This window comes from Stenotrophomonas rhizophila, assembly GCF_003651185.1.
Lineage (GTDB): Bacteria > Pseudomonadota > Gammaproteobacteria > Xanthomonadales > Xanthomonadaceae > Stenotrophomonas > Stenotrophomonas maltophilia_Z.
Genome location: NZ_RCDC01000004.1, coordinates 109,608 through 128,910, shown reverse-complemented (window position 1 = coordinate 128,910; position 19,303 = coordinate 109,608). Strand labels below are relative to the sequence as shown.

At 67.1% G+C, this 19,303-nt stretch carries 12 protein-coding genes; 2 read left to right on the top strand and 10 right to left on the bottom strand.

Going from position 1 to position 19,303, the window contains the following annotated elements; translation table 11 throughout:
- Positions 1-40: 40 nt before the first annotated feature.
- From BCL79_RS00630 to BCL79_RS00610, 5 genes are all read right to left on the bottom strand, one after another.
- Positions 41-2,215 carry an ATP-binding protein gene (locus tag BCL79_RS00630; protein ID WP_121036699.1) on the bottom strand — a complete coding sequence of 725 codons (2,175 nt, stop codon included), beginning with the start codon at positions 2,213-2,215 and terminating at the stop codon, positions 41-43.
- 1 nt (position 2,216) lies between these two features.
- Positions 2,217-3,356, bottom strand: coding sequence for a response regulator (locus BCL79_RS00625; protein ID WP_121036698.1), 1,140 nt, complete (start codon positions 3,354-3,356; stop codon positions 2,217-2,219).
- A 201-nt stretch (positions 3,357-3,557) separates the two neighbouring features.
- Complete coding sequence (gene lysS, locus BCL79_RS00620) at positions 3,558-5,075, bottom strand: lysine--tRNA ligase (protein WP_121036697.1); 1,518 nt, start codon at positions 5,073-5,075, stop codon at positions 3,558-3,560.
- Positions 5,076-5,202: 127 nt separating this feature from the next.
- Positions 5,203-6,328, bottom strand: a protein-coding gene (prfB, locus tag BCL79_RS00615) for a peptide chain release factor 2 (RefSeq protein WP_121036696.1) whose coding sequence is annotated in 2 segments (ribosomal slippage) — positions 5,203-6,252 and positions 6,254-6,328 — 1,125 coding nt in all. Because the reading frame shifts where the segments join, the coding sequence is not laid out codon by codon here.
- A gap of 103 nt (positions 6,329-6,431) precedes the next feature.
- Positions 6,432-7,301, bottom strand: a complete 870-nt coding sequence (locus BCL79_RS00610; RefSeq protein ID WP_121036695.1) for a LytTR family DNA-binding domain-containing protein — start codon at positions 7,299-7,301, stop codon at positions 6,432-6,434.
- 175 nt (positions 7,302-7,476) lie between these two features.
- Here BCL79_RS00610 and BCL79_RS00605 point away from each other — a divergent pair, with 175 nt between their 5' ends.
- Positions 7,477-8,703: an acyltransferase family protein gene (locus BCL79_RS00605; RefSeq protein ID WP_121036694.1), complete on the top strand. Its 1,227-nt coding sequence runs from the start codon at positions 7,477-7,479 to the stop codon at positions 8,701-8,703.
- 4 nt (positions 8,704-8,707) lie between these two features.
- On the opposite strand, the gene BCL79_RS00600 is transcribed toward BCL79_RS00605, so the two are convergent.
- Positions 8,708-11,587 carry a VIT domain-containing protein gene (locus BCL79_RS00600; RefSeq protein ID WP_121036693.1) on the bottom strand — a complete coding sequence of 960 codons (2,880 nt, stop codon included), beginning with the start codon at positions 11,585-11,587 and terminating at the stop codon, positions 8,708-8,710.
- Between the two features lie 148 nt (positions 11,588-11,735).
- Here BCL79_RS00600 and BCL79_RS00595 point away from each other — a divergent pair, with 148 nt between their 5' ends.
- Positions 11,736-12,785, top strand: coding sequence for a DUF1176 domain-containing protein (locus BCL79_RS00595; RefSeq protein ID WP_121036692.1), 1,050 nt, complete (start codon positions 11,736-11,738; stop codon positions 12,783-12,785).
- A gap of 15 nt (positions 12,786-12,800) precedes the next feature.
- Here the strand turns inward: BCL79_RS00595 and recJ are convergent, their stop codons facing one another.
- From recJ to carB, 4 genes are all read right to left on the bottom strand, one after another.
- Complete coding sequence (recJ, locus tag BCL79_RS00590; protein ID WP_121036691.1) at positions 12,801-14,555, bottom strand: single-stranded-DNA-specific exonuclease RecJ; 1,755 nt, start codon at positions 14,553-14,555, stop codon at positions 12,801-12,803.
- Between the two features lie 67 nt (positions 14,556-14,622).
- A complete protein-coding gene (locus BCL79_RS00585; RefSeq protein WP_121036690.1) occupies positions 14,623-15,543 on the bottom strand; it encodes a phosphoglycerate mutase in 921 nt (306 codons plus the stop codon).
- A 5-nt stretch (positions 15,544-15,548) separates the two neighbouring features.
- Positions 15,549-16,013, bottom strand: a complete 465-nt coding sequence (gene greA, locus BCL79_RS00580; RefSeq protein WP_183073734.1) for a transcription elongation factor GreA — start codon at positions 16,011-16,013, stop codon at positions 15,549-15,551.
- A gap of 8 nt (positions 16,014-16,021) precedes the next feature.
- A complete protein-coding gene (carB, locus tag BCL79_RS00575; RefSeq protein WP_121036688.1) occupies positions 16,022-19,264 on the bottom strand; it encodes a carbamoyl-phosphate synthase large subunit in 3,243 nt (1,080 codons plus the stop codon).
- Positions 19,265-19,303 lie beyond the last annotated feature (39 nt).

The following is a 19,303-nucleotide window of genomic DNA, read 5'->3' as shown; positions in this document are numbered from 1 at the left end:
CAAGCCCGGCTGCCGCCGGGCTTTTTTTAGTGTTGCCCGCTCAGCGCATGTCGCCGCCGTCGTCGGCGTGCCCCTGTGCCTTGCGCTGGGCACGCGCATCCAGTGCCTGACGGCCCTCCTTGATCCCGGCCTGCAGCAGGGTCACGCGCTGACGCCACTCACTCTTGAGCTGCCAATCGGCCATGCGCATCAGGTCGCCCGCGCGGTTGGCCACGCGGACCAGGCCCAGATTGCTGGCCACGCCCTTGATCGCGTGGGCCTGCTCACGGAAATGCACCCAATCGCCGCGCTCGCCGTCGGCCAGCGCCACACCGACGCACTGCTCGGCATCGGCCAGGCACTGGCGGATGAACTCGCGCTCGAAGCCATCGCCCATGCCGAGCGAAGCCAACTCGTCGAGCACGCCGGGATCCAGCACGCCATCCAATACGGTGGCGGTGCGCACGATCGGCGCGCTGGCCTTGAGTTGCCCGTTGGAGGCGATGTCGGCCAGCACGTCCAGTAGCCGCACGGCCACCACTGGCTTGGCCAGGAACGTGTGCGCACCGGCCTGGGTGCAGCGCTGGATCGCCTCGGGGGTGACATCGGCGCTGAGCACCAGCACCGGCGTGCGCGGACCGCCCCCGGCCTGCATCACGCGCAGCTCCTTGAGCATGTCCAGGCCACTCATGCCGGGCATGTGCAGATCGACGATGGCGGCATCGAAATCGCTCTCGGCCATCGCATCCAGCACCGCTTCGCCACCGTTGACGCACAGCACCTTGTGGCCCGCTTTCTGCAGCAGGCGCTGCAGCACCATCCGGTTGGCCTCATGATCATCGGCGACCAGGATGTGCATGCTGCGCACGCGCGCGCGGTGGCGCAGGAACGGATCGGCGAAGGCAATGACATTGCCGTTGCGGTCCGGCAGCCCGTCGCCGACCAGGGCCGGGGTGACCGCGCCCAACGGCACGCGCGGCGGCGCGAACGGCAGCTCGAACCAGAAATGACTGCCCTGCGGCGGGTTTTCTTCGTAGCCGATGTCGCCGCCCATCGCCTCGACCAGGCCCTTGGCGATGGTCGTCCCCAGGCCGGTGCCTTCGTGCCGGCGGGCCATGCTGACATCGGCCTGCTCGAAGGCTTCGAACAGACGCGGGCGCATTTCCGGCGCAACGCCGATGCCGGTATCGAGGATGTCAAAGCGCAGCCGCACCCCGCCATTGGATTCGGCATTGAGCACGCCGACGCGGATTTCGACCCGGCCATGGTCGGTGAACTTGACCGCGTTGCCGGCGATGTTGAGCAGGATCTGGCGCAGGTGACCGAGATCGCCGCGCAACAAAGGCGGCACGGTATCGGCGACCTTGACGCGGTAGTCCAATCGCTTGGCCTTGGCCTGCGGCAGCAGGATCAGCCCGATCGCCTGGATCACATCGGCCAGCGCGAAATCCTCGGCGGTGACGCGCAGCTTGCCCGCTTCGATCGCGGAGATGTCCAGCACCTCTTCCACCAGCGCCAGCAGACTGCGCGAGGAGGCCTGGATGGTATTGACGCACTCGCGCTGCTCTTCATCGAGCTTGGTGGTGGCCAGCAGCTCGGTCATGCCCGACAGCCCGTTGAGCGGCGTGCGGAATTCATGACTCATGTTGGCCAGGAAGCGGCTCTTGGCCTCGCTCGCACGGCGCGCCTCGGCCATCGCCCGGGTCAACTGGCGCAGCAGCGTGGAGAAATACAGCGGCACCGCGGCCAGGCCCAGCCACAGGCCGAACGCCAGCCGCGCATTGCGTTCCCAGTAAGGCGTAAGCAGCGCGGTGCTGCCGAAGCTGACCATGGCCATCGCCACGGCCACATAGAGATAGTTGTTGCCATAGCGCATGCCGTTGCCGACCGTCACCCACATCACCACGATGTAGACCCAGGCCAGCGGCTCACCCATCTGCACCATGCCGGCGGCGATCAGCCCGTAGTCGGCCAGCATGCCGGCCACCCGGCGTGGATCCGAACGCCCCGGCCGCCACAGCAGCCAGCCGAACAGCCCAAGCGAGAGGGTCAGGCCGGTCAGCACGATCGCCAGCACGCCGTGGTACTGCGCCGGCGGCAGATCGTGCCGCGGCCCCGGCATCAGCACGTACAGCAGGATCAGGGTGATCAGCACGATGCGCACGATCGCCTGGCCGTGCTCGGTATCCGGGCGCTGCGCCAGACGTTGCTTCAGGCGCGGGTACAGACGACGCATATCACATCCCCGGGCGGGATGACGCAGTGGAGTGCTGTGCGCAGATCTCATCAAGCTGGAGGCGGCCGCGCAGCAGGGCATCAACGCAGCGCGGGTCGAACAACCGGCCACGCTGGGCGTACAGATAGGCCAGCGTGGCTTCCATGGTCCATGCTTCCTTGTACGGACGGGGTGAGATCAGGGCGTCGAACACATCGGCCACCGCCACAATCCGCGCTTCCAGCGGAATGGCATCGCCGACCAGCCCATCCGGGTAGCCACTGCCGTCGTAGCGCTCATGGTGTCGCAGCGCGATCAGCGCGCCGACCTGGATGAACCGGTTCTGGCTGCCACTCAGCAGTTCATAGCCGATGCGCGGGTGCCGGCGCATGATCGCCTGCTCCTCATCGCTCAGCTTGCCCTGCTTGAGCAGCACGGCATCGGGAATGGCGATCTTGCCCATGTCGTGCAGGGGCGCGGCCATCTCGATCAGCTTGACCTCTTCTTCCGGCAGCCCGAGCTGCTCGGCGATCAGGCCCGCCACGTGCGCCATGCGCTCCAGATAGGCGCTGGTGCCGGCATCACGGAACTCGATCGCCCGCGCCAGGCGCGAGAGCGTCTCGCGCTCGCGCTCTTCCACCTCGTGCATGCTGGCCAGCAGCCGCTGCTCCAGCGACAGCGCGCGCTGCTTCACGTTCTCCGACTGCTGGCGCAGCTGCAACAGGTTGTAGCAGCGCGCGCGCAGTTCGCGCGGGCGGATCGGCTTGACCAAAAAATCGATCACCCCTGCTTCCAGCGCGGCCTGGCGGATCGGCTCATCGCCAACCACGGTGATCAGGATCACGGGGATGTCGCGGTGCTTGGGCAGGCGGCGGAACCGGCGGGCAAACTCGAGCCCATCCATTTCCGGCATGCGGTAATCGAGCAGGAGCAGATCCACGGCATGCGACTCGCACCAGGCGAGCGCCGTCAGCGGATCGCCGAAGTCGTGCACGGACAATTCCGGCGCGATGTCCTCGATGACATGGCGCAGCATGGTACGCGCGGACGTCTGATCGTCAACGATGACAATATTCAAGGCTGCTTCTGCCTTCTTCCTTGACCACACTGGAACATGCTGCGGAGAGGATACTCCGCCGCTCTGGACACTGGCACCTTGCATGGGTCCGCCTCCCGTCATGAACACCCCAGTTCATGATCGTCGTCACAGTGTGATGCCGGTGTAGGCACCTCCTGCAACCCGTCATGGTCCGTGGCCATCACGCCATAGCACCTAGCTAAGGCCACGCAGAAACCATACTCGCGCGGCCACGGGAGCGGAACCCCCATCCGGACGTGCCCCAAGCACGCCCGGACGTACGTCTCAGTTTTCGGGACGCATATACGGGAACAGCAACACGTCACGGATCGAGCTGCTGCCGGTGAGCAGCATCACCAGCCGGTCGATACCGATGCCCAGGCCGCCGGTCGGCGCCATGCCGTACTCCAGCGCGCGGATGTAGTCGGCGTCGTAATGCATGGCCTCGTCATCACCGCCCTCCTTCGCCGTGACCTGGGCCTGGAAACGGGCCGCCTGGTCTTCCGGATCATTCAGCTCGGAGAAGCCGTTGGCCAGCTCCTTGCCGTTGATGAACAGCTCGAAGCGGTCGGTATAGCCCGGCTGGTCATCGTTGGCACGGGCCAGCGGCGAGACTTCCACCGGGTGGTCGGTAATGAAGGTCGGCTGGATCAAGGTGTGCTCGACCGTGGCTTCAAAGATCTCCAGCAGCAGCTTGCCCCAGCCATAGGAAGGCTTGATGCGGATCTTCAGGCGCTCGCAGTGGGCCACCAGCGCATCGCGATCGGTGCAGTCGGCCGCACTGATCTCCGGGTTGTGGTGACGCACCGCCTCGTCCATGCGCCAACGGCGGAAGGCCGGGGCCAGATCGATCGTGGCGCCATCCCACTCCACCGTGGTGGTGCCCAGCACCTTGCTGGCCACGTCACGGATCACGCCTTCGGTCAGGTCCATCACTTCGGTGTACGTGGCATAGGCCTCGTACAGCTCCATCATGGTGAATTCCGGGTTGTGGCGGGTGCTGACGCCTTCATTGCGGAAGTTGCGGTTGATCTCGTACACGCGCTCCAGCCCACCCACGACCAGGCGCTTGAGGTACAGCTCCGGGGCCACGCGCAGGTACAGGTCCAGGTCCAGCGCGTTGTGGTGGGTGGTGAACGGCTTGGCCGTGGCGCCGCCGGGGATGTAATGCATCATCGGCGTTTCGACTTCCAGGAAGTCGCGGTTGTCCAGCCAGGCGCGCATGGCGCGGATGATCCGCGAGCGCTTGATGAACACCTCGCGCGACTCCGGAGTCACGATCAGATCGACGTAGCGCTGGCGGTAGCGCTGCTCCACGTCGGCCAGGCCGTGCCACTTGTCCGGCAGCGGGCGCAGCGACTTGGTCAGCAGGCGGATGCTGGTGGCCTTGACCGACAGCTCACCGGTCTTGGTCCGGGTCAGCCCACCCTCGACGGCGATGATGTCGCCCACGTCCCAGCCCTTGAAGGCGGTGTAGGCGTCACCCAGGGTGCTGCCCTGCAGGAACAGCTGGATGCGGCCGGACTCGTCCTGGATCTGGGCGAAGCTGGCCTTGCCCATCACGCGCTTGGCCATCAGGCGGCCGGCCATCTTGACCTGGCGGTCACTGGCTTCCAGTGCTTCGGCGGTCCACTGCTCGGCATCGGCGAACTCGGCCTGGAGGGTGCCGGCGAAGTGCTCGCGGCGGAAATCGTTCGGGTAGGCGATGCCCTGCCCGCGCAGGGCGGTCAGTTTCGCGCGGCGCTCGGCGATGAGGCTGTTCTCGTCGACGGGGGGCTGCGGCGCGGCGGTCTGATCGTTCATGGCGTGGGTCTATGTATGTCGGGGGGGAGGGACGGTCCCCGCCATCATGCCGATGGTCGGGGCGGATTGCGAAACCGGGCGTGGCCCGGGCACAACGGATCGGGGCCGCGCGTGGCGGCCCCGACGGTCAGGCGTCGGTGCGTTTGGCACCCACGGCCAGGCCGGACTTCAGGCTCGCTTCGACGAATTCGTCGAGGTCGCCATCCAGCACCTTCTGCGTATCGGAGCGTTCGATGCCGGTGCGCAGGTCCTTGATACGGCTCTGGTCGAGCACGTAGTTGCGGATCTGGCTGCCCCAGCCGATGTCGGACTTGGTGGCTTCCACGGCATCGCGCTCGGCGTTGCGCTTCTGGATTTCCAGCTCGTACAGCTTGGCGGCCAGCATCTTCATCGCGTTGTCGCGGTTCTGGTGCTGGCTGCGGCCGGTCTGGCAGGCCACGACCGTGTTGGTCGGGATGTGCGTGATACGCACCGCCGACTCGGTCTTGTTGACGTGCTGACCACCCGCGCCGGAGGAGCGGTACACATCGGTACGCAAGTCGGCCGGGTTGATGTCGATTTCGATGTTGTCATCGACTTCCGGCGACACGAACACCGAGGTGAAGCTGGTGTGGCGGCGGTTGTCCGAATCGAACGGCGACTTGCGCACCAGCCGGTGCACGCCGGTTTCGGTCTTCAGCCAGCCATAGGCGTAATCGCCTTCCACGCGCAGCGTGGCCGACTTGATGCCTGCGACGTCGCCGCCGGAGACTTCCATCAGCTCGGTCTTCCAGCCGCGCGATTCGCACCAGCGCAGGTACATGCGCAGCAGGATTTCGGCCCAGTCCTGGGCTTCGGTACCGCCGGCGCCCGCCTGGATGTCGACGAAGGCCGCCGCGGTATCCATCTGCCCGGAGAACATGCGCTGGAACTCCAGCTGTTCGACATGCTTCTGGTACTTGTCCAGGTCGCTGACCACGGCCAGGGCGGTTTCTTCGTCCTGTTCGCTTTCGGCCAGTTCCAGCAGTTCACCCGATTCGGCCAGGCCGTCGAGGATCGTGGCGATGCCGCCGACGGTCTTCTCCAGATTGGCGCGTTCGCGGCCAAGGTTCTGGGCGTATTCGGCGTTGTTCCAGATATCCGGGTTTTCCAGTTCCCGGGTTACTTCTTCCAGACGCTCTTTCTTGGCGTCGTAGTCAAAGATACCCCCTGAGCGAGAGCACGCGATCGGTGAGATCGGTGATGCGCTGGCGGACAGGATTGAGCTCGATCATGTCGGCGATTAATGCGTGCGAAAAGACTGTCCATCATAGCGTATCCGGGGCTTGCCCGGCCAAGCCTGCGGGGTGCCGCCCCCCCCCCCCGTACGCATTGATCTCACGCCGCCCCCTGCACGGCCAGCGCCTGCCGGAACGAGGGCAGCTGCCGGCGGCTGCACGGCACCCGGCCGCCATCGTCCATGTGCAGCAGGGCCTCGCCCCCGTCCAGCGGCTCGATCGAGACCAGGTGCCGCACATTCACCAGCCAGCTGCGGTGGGCACGCACGAACAGCGCCGGATCCAATCGTTCTTCCAGCGCCGCCATGGTGCTGCGCAGCGGGTAGTCGTGCCCGCGCACCCGCAGGTTGACGTAGTTGCCGGCCGCCTGGGCGTACTCGATATCACCGGTGGCGACCAGGAAGTCGCGGCCCAGCTTGCGCACCAGAAACCGCTCCGGGCGCTCCACGGCGTCCACCGGGGGCGCATCATCCGGCGCCACCAGCAGGTGGGCCTCGCCCTGCCGGCGCCGCCCGAACCAGCTGAAGAAGTGCTCGATCGCCACGAAGGTGAAGAAGGCACGGACATCCTTGAGGTACTCGTACATCAAGCGTACCGGCCAGGTGGCATCGTCCTGGTAGTGGTAGCCGAGCGCGGCATAAGCGAGATGGCGCAGCCCCATCATCCCGGTGACATGCACCAGCGACCACGCCACGCTGGCCAGCAGGTACAGCGGCAGCCGTCGTTTCCAGGTATCGGCGTGCAGCGGCCAACGCTGGCAGCCCCACCACAGGACCGGCAGCGTCAGCAGGATCATCGTGACGCTGCTCAGCTCCCAGATCATCGGCTGCCACAGGCCCAGGTCTTCGCCACGGCGGCCCGCATCCATCACTTCCACCAGCGCATTGGCCACCGCCGTGGTCAACAGGATGACCGACCACACCAGCATCCGCGCACGCGGCCGCCACCGCGCGGCACGTCCGTTCGCCATTGAATCGTCCATTCGCAAAGGGTCGTCAGCCTGACTCATCAGGCCATGGTAGTGCGCCCCACCCGTCCCTTGGCGACCGCCATTCGTCACTTGCCCCCGGCGGCAGGCCCCTCCGCCATGGCGGACCGCGCGGCGACTGCGCACCGTGCAGTCTCCTTTCCTGCCTGCCCCGTCCATGCCACGCCGCCACGACATCGACGCCCTGCGCGTGCTCGCCTTCGCCCTGCTCATCCTCTATCACACCGCCATGGCCTACGTGGATGGCTGGGGCTTCCATCTCAAGAGCGAGTACACCGCCGAGTGGCTGCAGTGGCCGATGCTGCTGGTGAACCGCTGGCGGATGCCGTTGCTGTTCCTGCTCTCCGGTATCGCCATCGCCCTGATGCGGCCCGAGGCGCGCATCGCGCGCTTTGCCGTGCTGCGCACGTGGCGGTTGCTGCTGCCGCTGCTGTTCGGAATGTTCGTCGTGGTGCCGATCCAGCCCTACGCCGAGGCACTGACCAACGGACAGATCGAGCCCGGCTTCGGCGCCTTCCTGCTGCGCTACTGGCAGATGCCGGCCTGGCCGCAGGACACGTTTGCCGGCTGGCAACTGCGCATCACCTGGAACCACCTGTGGTACCTGGCCTACCTATGGGTCTACACACTGGTGCTGGCGCTGCTGATGCCGGTACTGGATACCCCTGCGGTGCGCCGCGCGGTGGAGCGCTATGCCCGGGCGCCGGCGCCGATGCTGATCGGATTGCCCTCGCTGCTCTCCTTCGGCTGGGTGGCCTGGCTCGATCCCCTGTTTCCCTCCACCAACCTGCTGTTCGGCGATTGGTACCAGCACGCCAAGTACGGCACGGTGTTCCTGGCCGGCTATCTGCTTGCCCGCGCCACCCCGTTCTGGGCACGCGTGGTCGAGCTGCGCCGGCTCACCCTGGGGGTGGCGGTCTTTGCGGCGTGCTGGTACTTCGGCATCCGCATCCTGGGGCGGGTGTTGCCGGCCGATTCCCTGTTGCGGCAGTGGCCGGACAGCATCTGGACGGTGCAGGTGATGGCCAGCCAGTCGCTGTACCTGTGGGCCGTGCTGCTGACCGTGCTCGGCTGGGCCAAGGTGTACCTGGATCGCCCATTCCGCTGGCTGCCGTACTGCACCGAGGCGGTGTATCCCTGGTACATCCTGCACCAGAGCCTGATCATCGCGCTCCTGTTCTGGCTCAAGCCGCTGCATCTTGGGCTGTGGTGGGAGCCGCTGCTGGTCGTGGCCGGGACGGTGGCGGGCTGCCTGCTGCTGCACGAAGGGCTGATCCGTCGCGTCGATTGGTTGCGCCCTCTTTTCGGACTGCGCCGGCAGCGGTTGCAGGGGCAGAGTCCCACCGCCGTTGGAGCAGCAGCGGGATCGCCGCGGGCCGGCTAGGCGGCTACTTCACCTCGAACTCCCCGACCAGCACCGTCTCCGCCCGGTCCTTCAACCGCAGCGTGACCTGCTGGTCGCGCTGGTCGCGGCTGCCCCACTTGGTGCTCAGGCGCAGCATCAACGTGGTGGCGCCGGTGACCAGCTGCTCGCGGCTGCCGAAGTAGTTCGCTTCGATCCTGTAGGTGCCGGGCTTGGCATCACGCAACGAAAACTGCTCCGGGCCATAGCCGCCGGTGAAGTCCTGCGACATCTGCCCGCCCTGGTAGGTGAGCCGGTTGCCGTAGTACGCGCGCTCGCCGTTGGGATCGTTGACCCACAGGTCCATGTCGCTGTTGTCGCTGTCCCAGCTCAGCACCACGCGCAGGTCCAACGGCATCGCACGGCGCAGGCGCGGGTCGACCGCGGAAGCATCCACACGCTCGCGCGCGATCAGCCGGGTCAGTTCGTCCAGCGCGATCAGCGAGATACCGTCGAACCGCCCATCCCACGGCCGCACCACCACTTCATACAGTGATGCCACCGCTGCCTGGTACTGCCCGGCCGCTTCCAGCGCCAGGCCAAGGTCACGGAAACTTTGCGGCTCCTCCTCGCCCATCGCCAGCACCTGGCGGAACACCGGCACGGCCAGCGCCGGCGCCTTGGCCTGCATCAGCCGATAGCCGAGCACACGCAGCACGTGGCGGTTCTCCAGCTGCATCTCAGCCAGGTTGGACAGCACCCGCAGTGCGAGATCACGTTGTCCGCTGGCGAGCAGCAGATCGGCCACGTCCAGATAGAACGCGCTGCTGCCAGCGTGCTGTTCGCGCTCCTGCAGATACAGTGGATACAGCTGCGCCGGCGTGGCATCGCGCAGGCGGCGTGCATAGGCCGAATCCGGTGCCCACGGCGCCAGCGTCAGGGTGATCTGGCCATTGTTGGCTTTGGGTGCCGATTTGGCGCGGCGCTCGGTGGTTGCCTCTTCCTGATCGGCAACCGCCGAGGCGGTCAGCTCGACACGGTCCAGCGCCATCGGCGCCGCAGGTGCCGGCGGTGGCGCGGCCATCGCCATGGCGACTGGCGCGGCGACGGATCGGGATTCCGGCTTGGGTCGCGGCGGCGCATCCTTGGGCCAGCGCGTGTTCCACCACTGTTCGCGCTCGGCGAACTGGCGGGCGATGCCATCCAGGCGGCGCTTCCGCTCGCTTGCCGCATCGGCCACCGTCAACGCATGGCGCTGGTCGTAGGCCGCGCGCAACGGGCCAGGCGGACGGATGCCGTAGCGCAGATAGTCCTCCAGCGTCTCAAGGACCAGCAGCGACGTATCGGCCGTCACCATCCCGAACTGCTGCGCCAGCGCCTTGGCGGCCTGCGCCCCGGCCGGGTCAGCGGCGAGCGCGGCCAACCGCGCATTCGCCCACGCGTGGGCGACCATTCCGCCTTCCACCCCCCGTGCGTTCGCGACGTTGAGCGTGATCGGTTGTGGATCGGTGCCGCCACCGCGCAGCGACAGCAGCACCGTCGCATCGGGACGCAGCACGCGGCCGGTGACACGGATCCACCCCTGCGTGGCGCTGGCGGCATCCACGTTCACGTCCTCCACGCCACGTGCCACAACATCGGCCACGTCGACCGGCTGCTGGAGCAGCAGCGACATCACGCCCGGCACCTCTGCCTCACTGCTCACCTGCAGCAGCTGCCCGTGATGGGCGCCGGTCCAGGCGCGCAGGCGCGGGGTGTCGGTCTTCGCACCGGCGCTGCTCAGCGCATACAGGCGTTGATCGGGCGACAGCGTGGGCAGCGTCTGACTGCCGTAGTTGGCCAGGCCATCGCTGACCAGCAGGTACTCGCCGATGGCCGGGTTCGGCGTCCAGTCGCCCAGCGCACTGGCGCCATCGTTGGGCAGTGCCCTCAGGTACTCGCGCAGTGCTGACCAGTCGCCCTTGTTGATGGTGAACTCCCGCGGCGTTTCGCTGCGGTCACGCAGCACGGTCAACTGGACCTGACCGGTGCCGAGGGCGTTGAAGTAGCGATCCAGCACCGCCAGTTCGGCCGCGCGGTCGCGTGACCCTGCCGAGCCCGATGCATCCCAGAGCAGGCCGATGCGCCGAGGCAGAGCGCGCGGCGCGGTGGACGCACGCACCGGCACGCTGGCCAGCAGATAGCGCTGCCCCTCATGCAGACTGGTGACCACGTCAGTGCTGCGCGCGAGCGGAAGGCTCCACTGCAGCTGTGCAGGCAGATCCGCGCCCCGCCCCTGCCACTGCGCCGCATAGGCGCCGGTCTTCACTGTGAATCCCAGTGGATTGGCGCCCACGGCGACCGGCTTGCCCGTCCCCCTCGCCTCGAGCTTCACCGTCACCTGCTCGGCCTGGCGTGCGAAGAACACGGGCAGTGACCACTGCAGGCCCTGCGGAACGGTCGGCAGGCTGTCGCGCAGCACCAGACGGACGCGACGCTCACCACCCGCCGGGATGGGATAGAGCCGCAGCCGGAACTGATTGCCGGCGGTCTGTTCCAGCAGCCCCGGATCAACCTGGCGGCGCTCGATCGCCTCGAACACCTGGCGGCCCTGCGCCTTGGGGACCGGCACCGCGTCGCGCAGCTCACCGTCGATATCCAGTGCGAACCCGGCCACCTGTTGGCCCGCGGCCAGCGGGAACGCCAGCTGCCCTTCCAGCACCCGCGCGTTGGGATTGTGGAAGGTCAACTCGATCGTGGTCTCACCCAGCCCCGCCATGACACGACTGTCGATACGGGCCTCGGTCAGCCGCACCGGCACCTCGGCGCCGGCGACCTGCAGGATCGGCGGGCGTGGCGGCGGGAAACGCCGCGCCTGTGCGTGGGCGCTGGGCAGCTGCCAGCACAGCAGCGCGAGCAGACCGATACTGCGCAGTGCGAGTCCCATGTGACGCTCCTGATCCGATGACACCTCATTGAACGCACGGCGCACGAGAACGGGGTTGAGCGCTGGCAACCGCCTGTTCCGGTCATGGACGCCTCATCCGTGCTGGGCCAAGATCGCCCTCCACGGATTGATGGACCAAGGATGCCGCATGCGCCTGTTGTTGACCGCCCCGCTGTTGATGGGCCTCGCCCTGCCCGGTTACGCCGCCGCCGCCATCGAGGGCGTGACGTTCACCCACCACGACTGGACGCTGGCCTGCGACAACACCCGTACCTGCCGCGCCGCCGGTTATCAGGCCGACGACAATGGCGGCGACCCGGTCTCGATCCTGCTCACCCGCGCGGGCGGGCCGGACCAGCCGGTGCAGGCCGAACTGATGCTCGGCCAATACGACGACAACACCGCCACCCAGCGGCTCAGCCTGCAGATCAACGGCACCTCGCTGGGCCCGATGCAGTTTGATGCCGCCGAGGGCACCGCCACCTTTTCTGCGAAGCAGCTCGCTGCCCTGCTTACCTCGCTGACACGCAACAGCCGCATCGAGCTGATCGGCGACGATGGCGCGCGCTGGACGGTCTCTGATCAGGGCGCCTCGGCCGTGTTGTTGAAGATGGATGCGTTCCAGGGCCGCCTGGGCACGCCGGGCGCCCTGATGCGCAAAGGCACCCTCGCCGAATCCTCGGTACCGCCGGCACTGCCGGTGCCGGTCGTGCACCTGGGCAAGCCGGTGGCCACCCGCCCGGCGGACACCGCGCTGGCCGCATCGCCGGCGCTGCGTGCCGCCCTCGCAGCAGTGACGTCAGCCGACGATTGCGAAGCGCTGGGACCCAGCGGCAGCCTGTCACCCGGCGAGGAACCCGAAGCGCTGACGGTGCAGCGGCTCAGCGCCGACAAGCTGCTGGTCTCGCTGAGCTGCTGGCGCGGCGCGTACAACACCGGTGACGGCTATTGGGTGATCAACGACCGCGCGCCGTACCAGCCGCGGCTGGTCACCACGGCAGCGGTCGGTGATGAGGTGCGCACCATCCAGGAGGCGCACAAGGGCCGTGGCCTCGGCGATTGCTGGTACTCCACCACCTGGGGCTGGAACGGCACGCAATTCGTGAAGACGGCGGACAGCAGCACCGGGTTGTGCCGCCTGGTCGCCGCCGGTGGCGCCTGGGAAATGCCGACACTGGTGACGCAGGTGCGCGAATAATCCGCACCCGCCCGGTTACGCGTCGGCGCAGTGCTCCACGATCAGTTGGATCGCGCCACCGCCGCGGTAGTCGTCGCTGACGAGGCGGTACGCGATATGGACGCGGTTGGCCGGCGCGTTGCCGCTCCAGCCGCTGAAGTGGATGGCGCTGACCGGCTCGGCCCGGCCCGGCACGCGCAGGCTCAGTTTCAGGTGCTTCTCTTTGAGCACCTGCCAGCGCGCCACCTGGAAGTGACCATCGAACAACGGCTCGGGGAAGCCCTGCCCCCACGGGCCGGCCAGGCGCAGCGCCTCGGCATGGGCGAAATCCAGCTCCTGCGGCAACAGCTCGCCGTCGGTGAGCAGCAGCTGCTGCAGCGAGAGCGGATCCAGCGTGCGCTCCACCACGTCCACGAAGGCCTGCTCGAACGCGGCCAGCTGCGCATGCGGCAGACTGAGGCCGGCAGCCATGGCGTGGCCACCGAACTTGTCGATCAGGCCCGGGTGCGCCGCGTTGACCAAGGCCAGCGCGTCACGGATATGGAAGCCGGGAATCGAGCGCGCCGAGCCCCGCAGCGAATCGCCGCCGGGCTCTGAAGGTGCGAACGCGATCACCGGCCGGTGCAGCCGATCCTTCATCTTGGACGCCACCAGCCCGACCACACCGGGGTGCCATTCGGCATCGAACAGGCAGGCCGCAACAGGGCGCACGCCCTCGGCGCTGAGCACTGCACGGGACACTGCCAGCTCCGCGTCGTCGGTCATCAGCTGTTGGACCGCACGGCGCTCGGTGTTGATCGACTCCAGCGTCGTGGCGATCTCACGCGCGTGGGCGCGGTCTTCAGTGAGCAGCAGCTCGATGCCCAGTGCCATGTCTTCCAGCCGGCCAGCGGCGTTCAACCGTGGGCCGAGCGCGAAACCAATGTCACTGCCAGTGAGCCGCGAGGCGTCACGACCACTGGCCTCGATCAGCGCCTGCAGGCCGACGCAGCCCTTGCCGCTGCGCAGCCGGCGCAGGCCGGCCGAGACCAGGGCGCGGTTGTTGTCATCCAGCGCGACCAGATCGGCAACGGTGCCCACTGCGACCAGATCCAGCAGGGTCAGCAGGTCCGGCTCAGGTGCCGTGGCGTACGCGCCCTGCTCGCGCAGGTGGCGGCGCAGCGCCATCAACACGTAGAAGATGACCCCGACGCCGGCCAGTGCCTTGCTGGGGAACGCATCGCCGCTGATGTTGGGGTCGACGATGGCATCGGCCGGCGGCAGGTGCTCGCCCGGCAGATGGTGATCGGTGACCAGTACTTTCCAGCCCAGTGCCTTGGCCGCGTTGACGCCGGCATGGCAGGCGATGCCATGGTCGACCGTGACCAGCAGGCCCGGATTGAGCGGGGCCAGTTCGGCCACCAGCGATGGCGACAGCCCATAGCCATGCAGCATGCGGTTGGGCACCGCGTGCACCACATCGCGCGCGCCGAGCATGCGCAGGCCGCGCACCCCGACCGCACAGGCGGTGGCGCCATCGCAGTCGAAATCGCCGACGATCAGGATGCGTTCGTTGTGGGCGATCGCATCGGCCAGCAGCGTTACCGCGGCCTGCATGCTGCCCAGCAGATCCGGCGCATGCAGCTGGGCCAGCTTCGGCTGGGCCTGCGCGGCATCGGTCACCCCGCGCGCGGCGTACAAGCGCTGCAGCAACGGCAACATGGAGGACGGCCACTCGCTGACGGCGGCGGCAGGACGGCGCTGGATACGGGGTGCTTCAGACGGGGTCAAAACGGGCTCGATCGATGACATGCGCGAGCATGATACCGCCCCGCTACCGGCAGAGCCGACCGCTGGCCGGCTGTCCTTGGGCATGCACTCAGAGATCGTGCAACTGCACCGGCTTCTTCCAGAACCGCCAGCGCTGGCTCTTGTCGATCTCCACGCGGGCCCCGTCCTCGAAATCCAGCACCAGACGTTTCAATTCCCCGCGTGCGATCGCCGCCAGCAACGGGCGGATCGCCTCATTGCCCAGCTGCTCCAGTGAGCGCAGCTGGCGCAGGTCCACCAGCGCATCCACGGTCTGCTCGCCATCGGCCTGCAGGCCCGCCGCCCTGGCCAGCGCCTGCAGCAGCGCATCGCGGCTGCGGACCTGGGCATGCGCGGTGGTCACACGCTCGGGCAGCTCGCCGCCGCCCCAGAACCACAGCGAGTTGATCGCACGTTTGCCGTCGGCCACGCGCTGCTGGTTCCACTCGTGCTGGTGCAACACCACCTGCGCTTCGGTCAGCAGGGCGCGCCAACGGCGGCCCGCATCGCCTTCGGGCAGATGGGCAAACAGATCATCGCCGAGCACTTCATCAGGCTCGGCGAAGACGGGCAGCGTGGTGCCCGGCGGCAGGCGCAGGTACCAGCGTGACGGCACCGGCGCATCCAGCACGAAGCCGTAGCCGACAAACAACGGCTGCAACGCGGGCAGCAGATGCATCACATCGGCCAGATCGGGGCGCAGGGTATCCCCGTGCCCCATCAGGCGTGCGCCATGCATGTCCGGCACCACATTGGCCGGATCCGCCCGCAGCCACACGGATTGGTCGGCATCGCCGACATCCAGCTCACGGGTCAGGGCGGCCGCGGACCACGCGTCCGGCTGCGTCTGGAAATGCCGACGCAGCTGGGCGCGTTCGCCCGCCTCGGCGCTGCGGCGCTGCGCACGCCCCAGCGCCTTGGCGACGTCATCGGGCAACGGCGCCGCCGGAAACCGGCTGCGCGCCGGCAGCAACAACGTCGCCGTGGCCATCGCCGTCAGTCCAGGTACTGGACGCTGACGATTTCGTATTCGCGCTGGCCGGCCGGTGCGTCGATGGTGACCGCATCGCCTTCCAGCTTGCCGATCAAGGCACGGGCCAGCGGCGAGGAGATCGCGATCAGGCCCAGCTTGATGTCCGCTTCCAGGTCGCCAACGATCTGGTAGCGCTTCTCTTCATCATTCTCCACGTCCGACAACTCGACCGTGGCGCCGAACACCACCTTGCTGCCGGCGTTGAGCTTGGTGATGTCGATGATCTCGGCATGCGACAGCTCACCTTCCAGCTGCTTGATGCGGCCTTCGATGAAGCCCTGCTCTTCGCGCGCGGCGTGGTACTCGGCGTTCTCTTTCAGATCGCCGTGTTCGCGTGCCTCGGCGATCGCCGCGATGACCTTCGGGCGCTTGACCGACTTCAGGTGGTCAAGCTCTTCGCGCAGACGCTGCGCGCCCTTCAGGGTGATCGGTGCTCTCATGCGTTCAACTCCTTGTGCAGTTCCTGCAGCGACCAGACGGGGCCGGTGCCGCGGAATTCCAGTGATTGCACCAGCGCCATGGCGCCGGCGATGGTGGTCGAATAGGTCACGCGATGCTGCAGCGCTTCGCGACGGATCGAGAACGAGTCATTGATCGCCGCACGACCTTCGGTCGTGTTGACGATGTAGACGATCTCGCCGTTCTTGATCGAATCGACGATGTGCGGACGGCCTTCGACCACCTTGTTGACGATTTCGCAGGTCATGCCGTGCTCCTGCAGCCACGCGCCGGTGCCACGGGTAGCCACCAGGGTGTAGCCGCGCTCGACCAGTGCCTTGGCGACCGGCAGCACGCGCTTCTTGTCCGGGTCACGGACCGACACGAACGCCTTGCCCAGCGGCGGCGCCTTGATGCCACCGGCTTCCTGCGCACGCGCGAAGGCGGCGCTGAAGCTGCGGCCCACGCCCATCACCTCACCGGTGGAGCGCATCTCCGGCCCGAGGATCGGATCGACGCCCTGGAACTTGGCGAACGGGAAGATCGCTTCCTTGACCGAGTAGTAGCCCGGCACGATTTCCTTGGTCGCGCCCTGCTCGGCCAGCGTCTTGCCGGCCATGCAGCGCGCGGCGATCTTGGCCAGCGGCATGCCGGTGGCCTTGGAGACGAACGGCACGGTGCGCGAGGCACGCGGGTTCACTTCCAGCAGGTAGACGATGTCTTCGCCGTTTTCGCCGGCCTGGATCGCGAACTGGGTGTTCATCAGGCCGACCACATTCAGGGCCTTGGCCAGCTCGACCACCTGGCGACGCAGCTCGGCCTGGGTTTCGGCGGACAGCGAGTACGGCGGCAGCGAGCAGGACGAATCGCCCGAATGCACGCCGGCTTCTTCGATGTGCTCCATCACGCCGCCGATCAGCACGTTGCCGTCCTTGTCGGCAATGATGTCCACGTCCACTTCCACGGCGTTGTCCAGGAAGCGGTCCAGCAGCACCGGCGAATCGTTGGAGACCTTCACCGCGTCGCGGACGTAGCGGGCCAGATCGGATTCACCGTAGACGATTTCCATCGCACGGCCGCCCAGCACGTAGCTCGGGCGCACCACCAGCGGGTAGCCGATCTCGCGGGCCAGCAGCAGGGCTTCCTGGTCGTTGCGGGCGATGCGGTTCGGCGGCTGCTTCAGGCCGAGCTTGTCGACCAGCTGCTGGAAGCGCTCGCGGTCTTCGGCCAGATCGATGGAGTCCGGCGAGGTGCCGATCACCGGCACGCCGTTGGCTTCCAGCGCGCGCGCCAGCTTCAGCGGGGTCTGGCCACCGTACTGCACGATCACGCCCTTCGGCTGTTCCAGCTCGACGATCTCCAGCACGTCTTCCAGCGTCAGCGGCTCGAAGTACAGGCGGTCGGAGGTGTCGTAATCGGTGGAGACGGTTTCCGGGTTGCAGTTGACCATGATGGTTTCATACCCATCCTCGCGCAGCGCCAGTGCCGCATGCACGCAGCAGTAGTCGAACTCGATGCCCTGGCCGATACGGTTCGGACCGCCACCCAGGATCATGATCTTGTCGCGGTTGCTCGGCGCCGCTTCGCACTCGTCCTCGTAGGTCGAATACAGGTAGGCGGTGCTGGTGGCGAACTCGGCGGCGCACGAATCCACGCGCTTGTATACCGGGCGCACCTTGTGCGCACGACGCAGCGCGCGCACGGCCGCTTCGTTGGTGCCGGTCAGTTCGGCCAGGCGGGCATCGGAGAAACCGGCGCGCTTGAGCTTGCGCAGACGTGCAGCATCGAGTGCGTCGATGCCGTCGGTGGCCACCTCGGCTTCGGCCTGGATGATCTCTTCGATCTGGTCCAGGAACCACGGGTCGATGTGCGACAGCGCGAAGACCTCTTCCACGCTGAAACCGGCGCGGAACGCATCCCCCACGAAGAACAGGCGCTCCGGGCCCGGGGCCTTGAGCTCGCGCTTGATGGTGGTGATGTCGTCTTCGTTGGACAGGTCCAGACCGGTCGGGTCCAGGCCGATCTTGCCGGTTTCCAGGCCACGCAGGGCCTTCTGCAGCGACTCCTGGAAGGTGCGGCCCATCGCCATCACCTCGCCCACCGACTTCATCTGGGTGGTCAGGCGCGCATCGGCGGCCGGGAACTTCTCGAAGGCGAAGCGCGGAATCTTGGTGACGACGTAATCGATCGACGGTTCGAACGAGGCCGGGGTCAGACCACCGGTGATTTCGTTCTTCAATTCGTCCAGGGTGTAACCCACGGCCAGCTTGGCCGCGACCTTGGCGATCGGGAAGCCGGTGGCCTTGGAGGCCAGCGCCGAGGAACGCGATACGCGCGGGTTCATTTCGATCACGACCACGCGGCCGGTGGTCGGGCTGATGCCGAACTGCACGTTCGAACCGCCGGTATCCACGCCGATCTTGCGCAGCACGGCGATGGAGGCATCGCGCAGGCGCTGGTATTCCTTGTCGGTCAGGGTCTGGGCCGGGGCCACGGTGATCGAGTCACCGGTGTGCACGCCCATCGGGTCCAGGTTCTCGATCGAGCAGACGATGATGCAGTTGTCGGCGGTGTCGCGCACCACCTCCATCTCGAATTCCTTCCAGCCCAGCACCGATTCTTCCACCAGCACTTCGGTGGTCGGCGACAGTTCCAGGCCGCGGGTCACGATATCCACCAGCTCTTCGCGGTTGTAGGCGATGCCGCCGCCGCTGCCGCCCAGGGTGAAGCTGGGGCGGATGATGGTCGGGTAGCCGACGCGGGTCTGGATGTCGATCGCTTCTTCCAGCGTGTGCGCCACCGCAGCGGACGGGCACTCCAGGCCGATCTCACCCATGGCCACGCGGAACAGCTCGCGGTCTTCGGCCATGCGGATCGCGTCGCGCTTGGCGCCGATCAGTTCAACGTTGTACTTCTCCAGCACGCCGTTGTCGGCCAGATCCAGTGCGCAGTTCAGCGCGGTCTGGCCGCCCATGGTCGGCAGCAGCGCGTCGGGCTTTTCCTTGGCGATGATCTTCTCGACCGTCTGCCAGTTGATCGGCTCGATGTAGACGGCGTCAGCCATCTCTGGGTCGGTCATGATGGTGGCCGGATTGCTGTTGACCAGCACCACGCGGTACCCCTCGTCGCGCAGTGCCTTGCAGGCCTGCGCGCCAGAGTAGTCGAACTCACAGGCCTGGCCGATGACGATCGGGCCGGCACCGATGATGAGGATGGTTTTAAGGTCAGTGCGCTTGGGCATTGTCTTCTCTAAGTCTGGACAGCGAGGCAGATGGGGGTG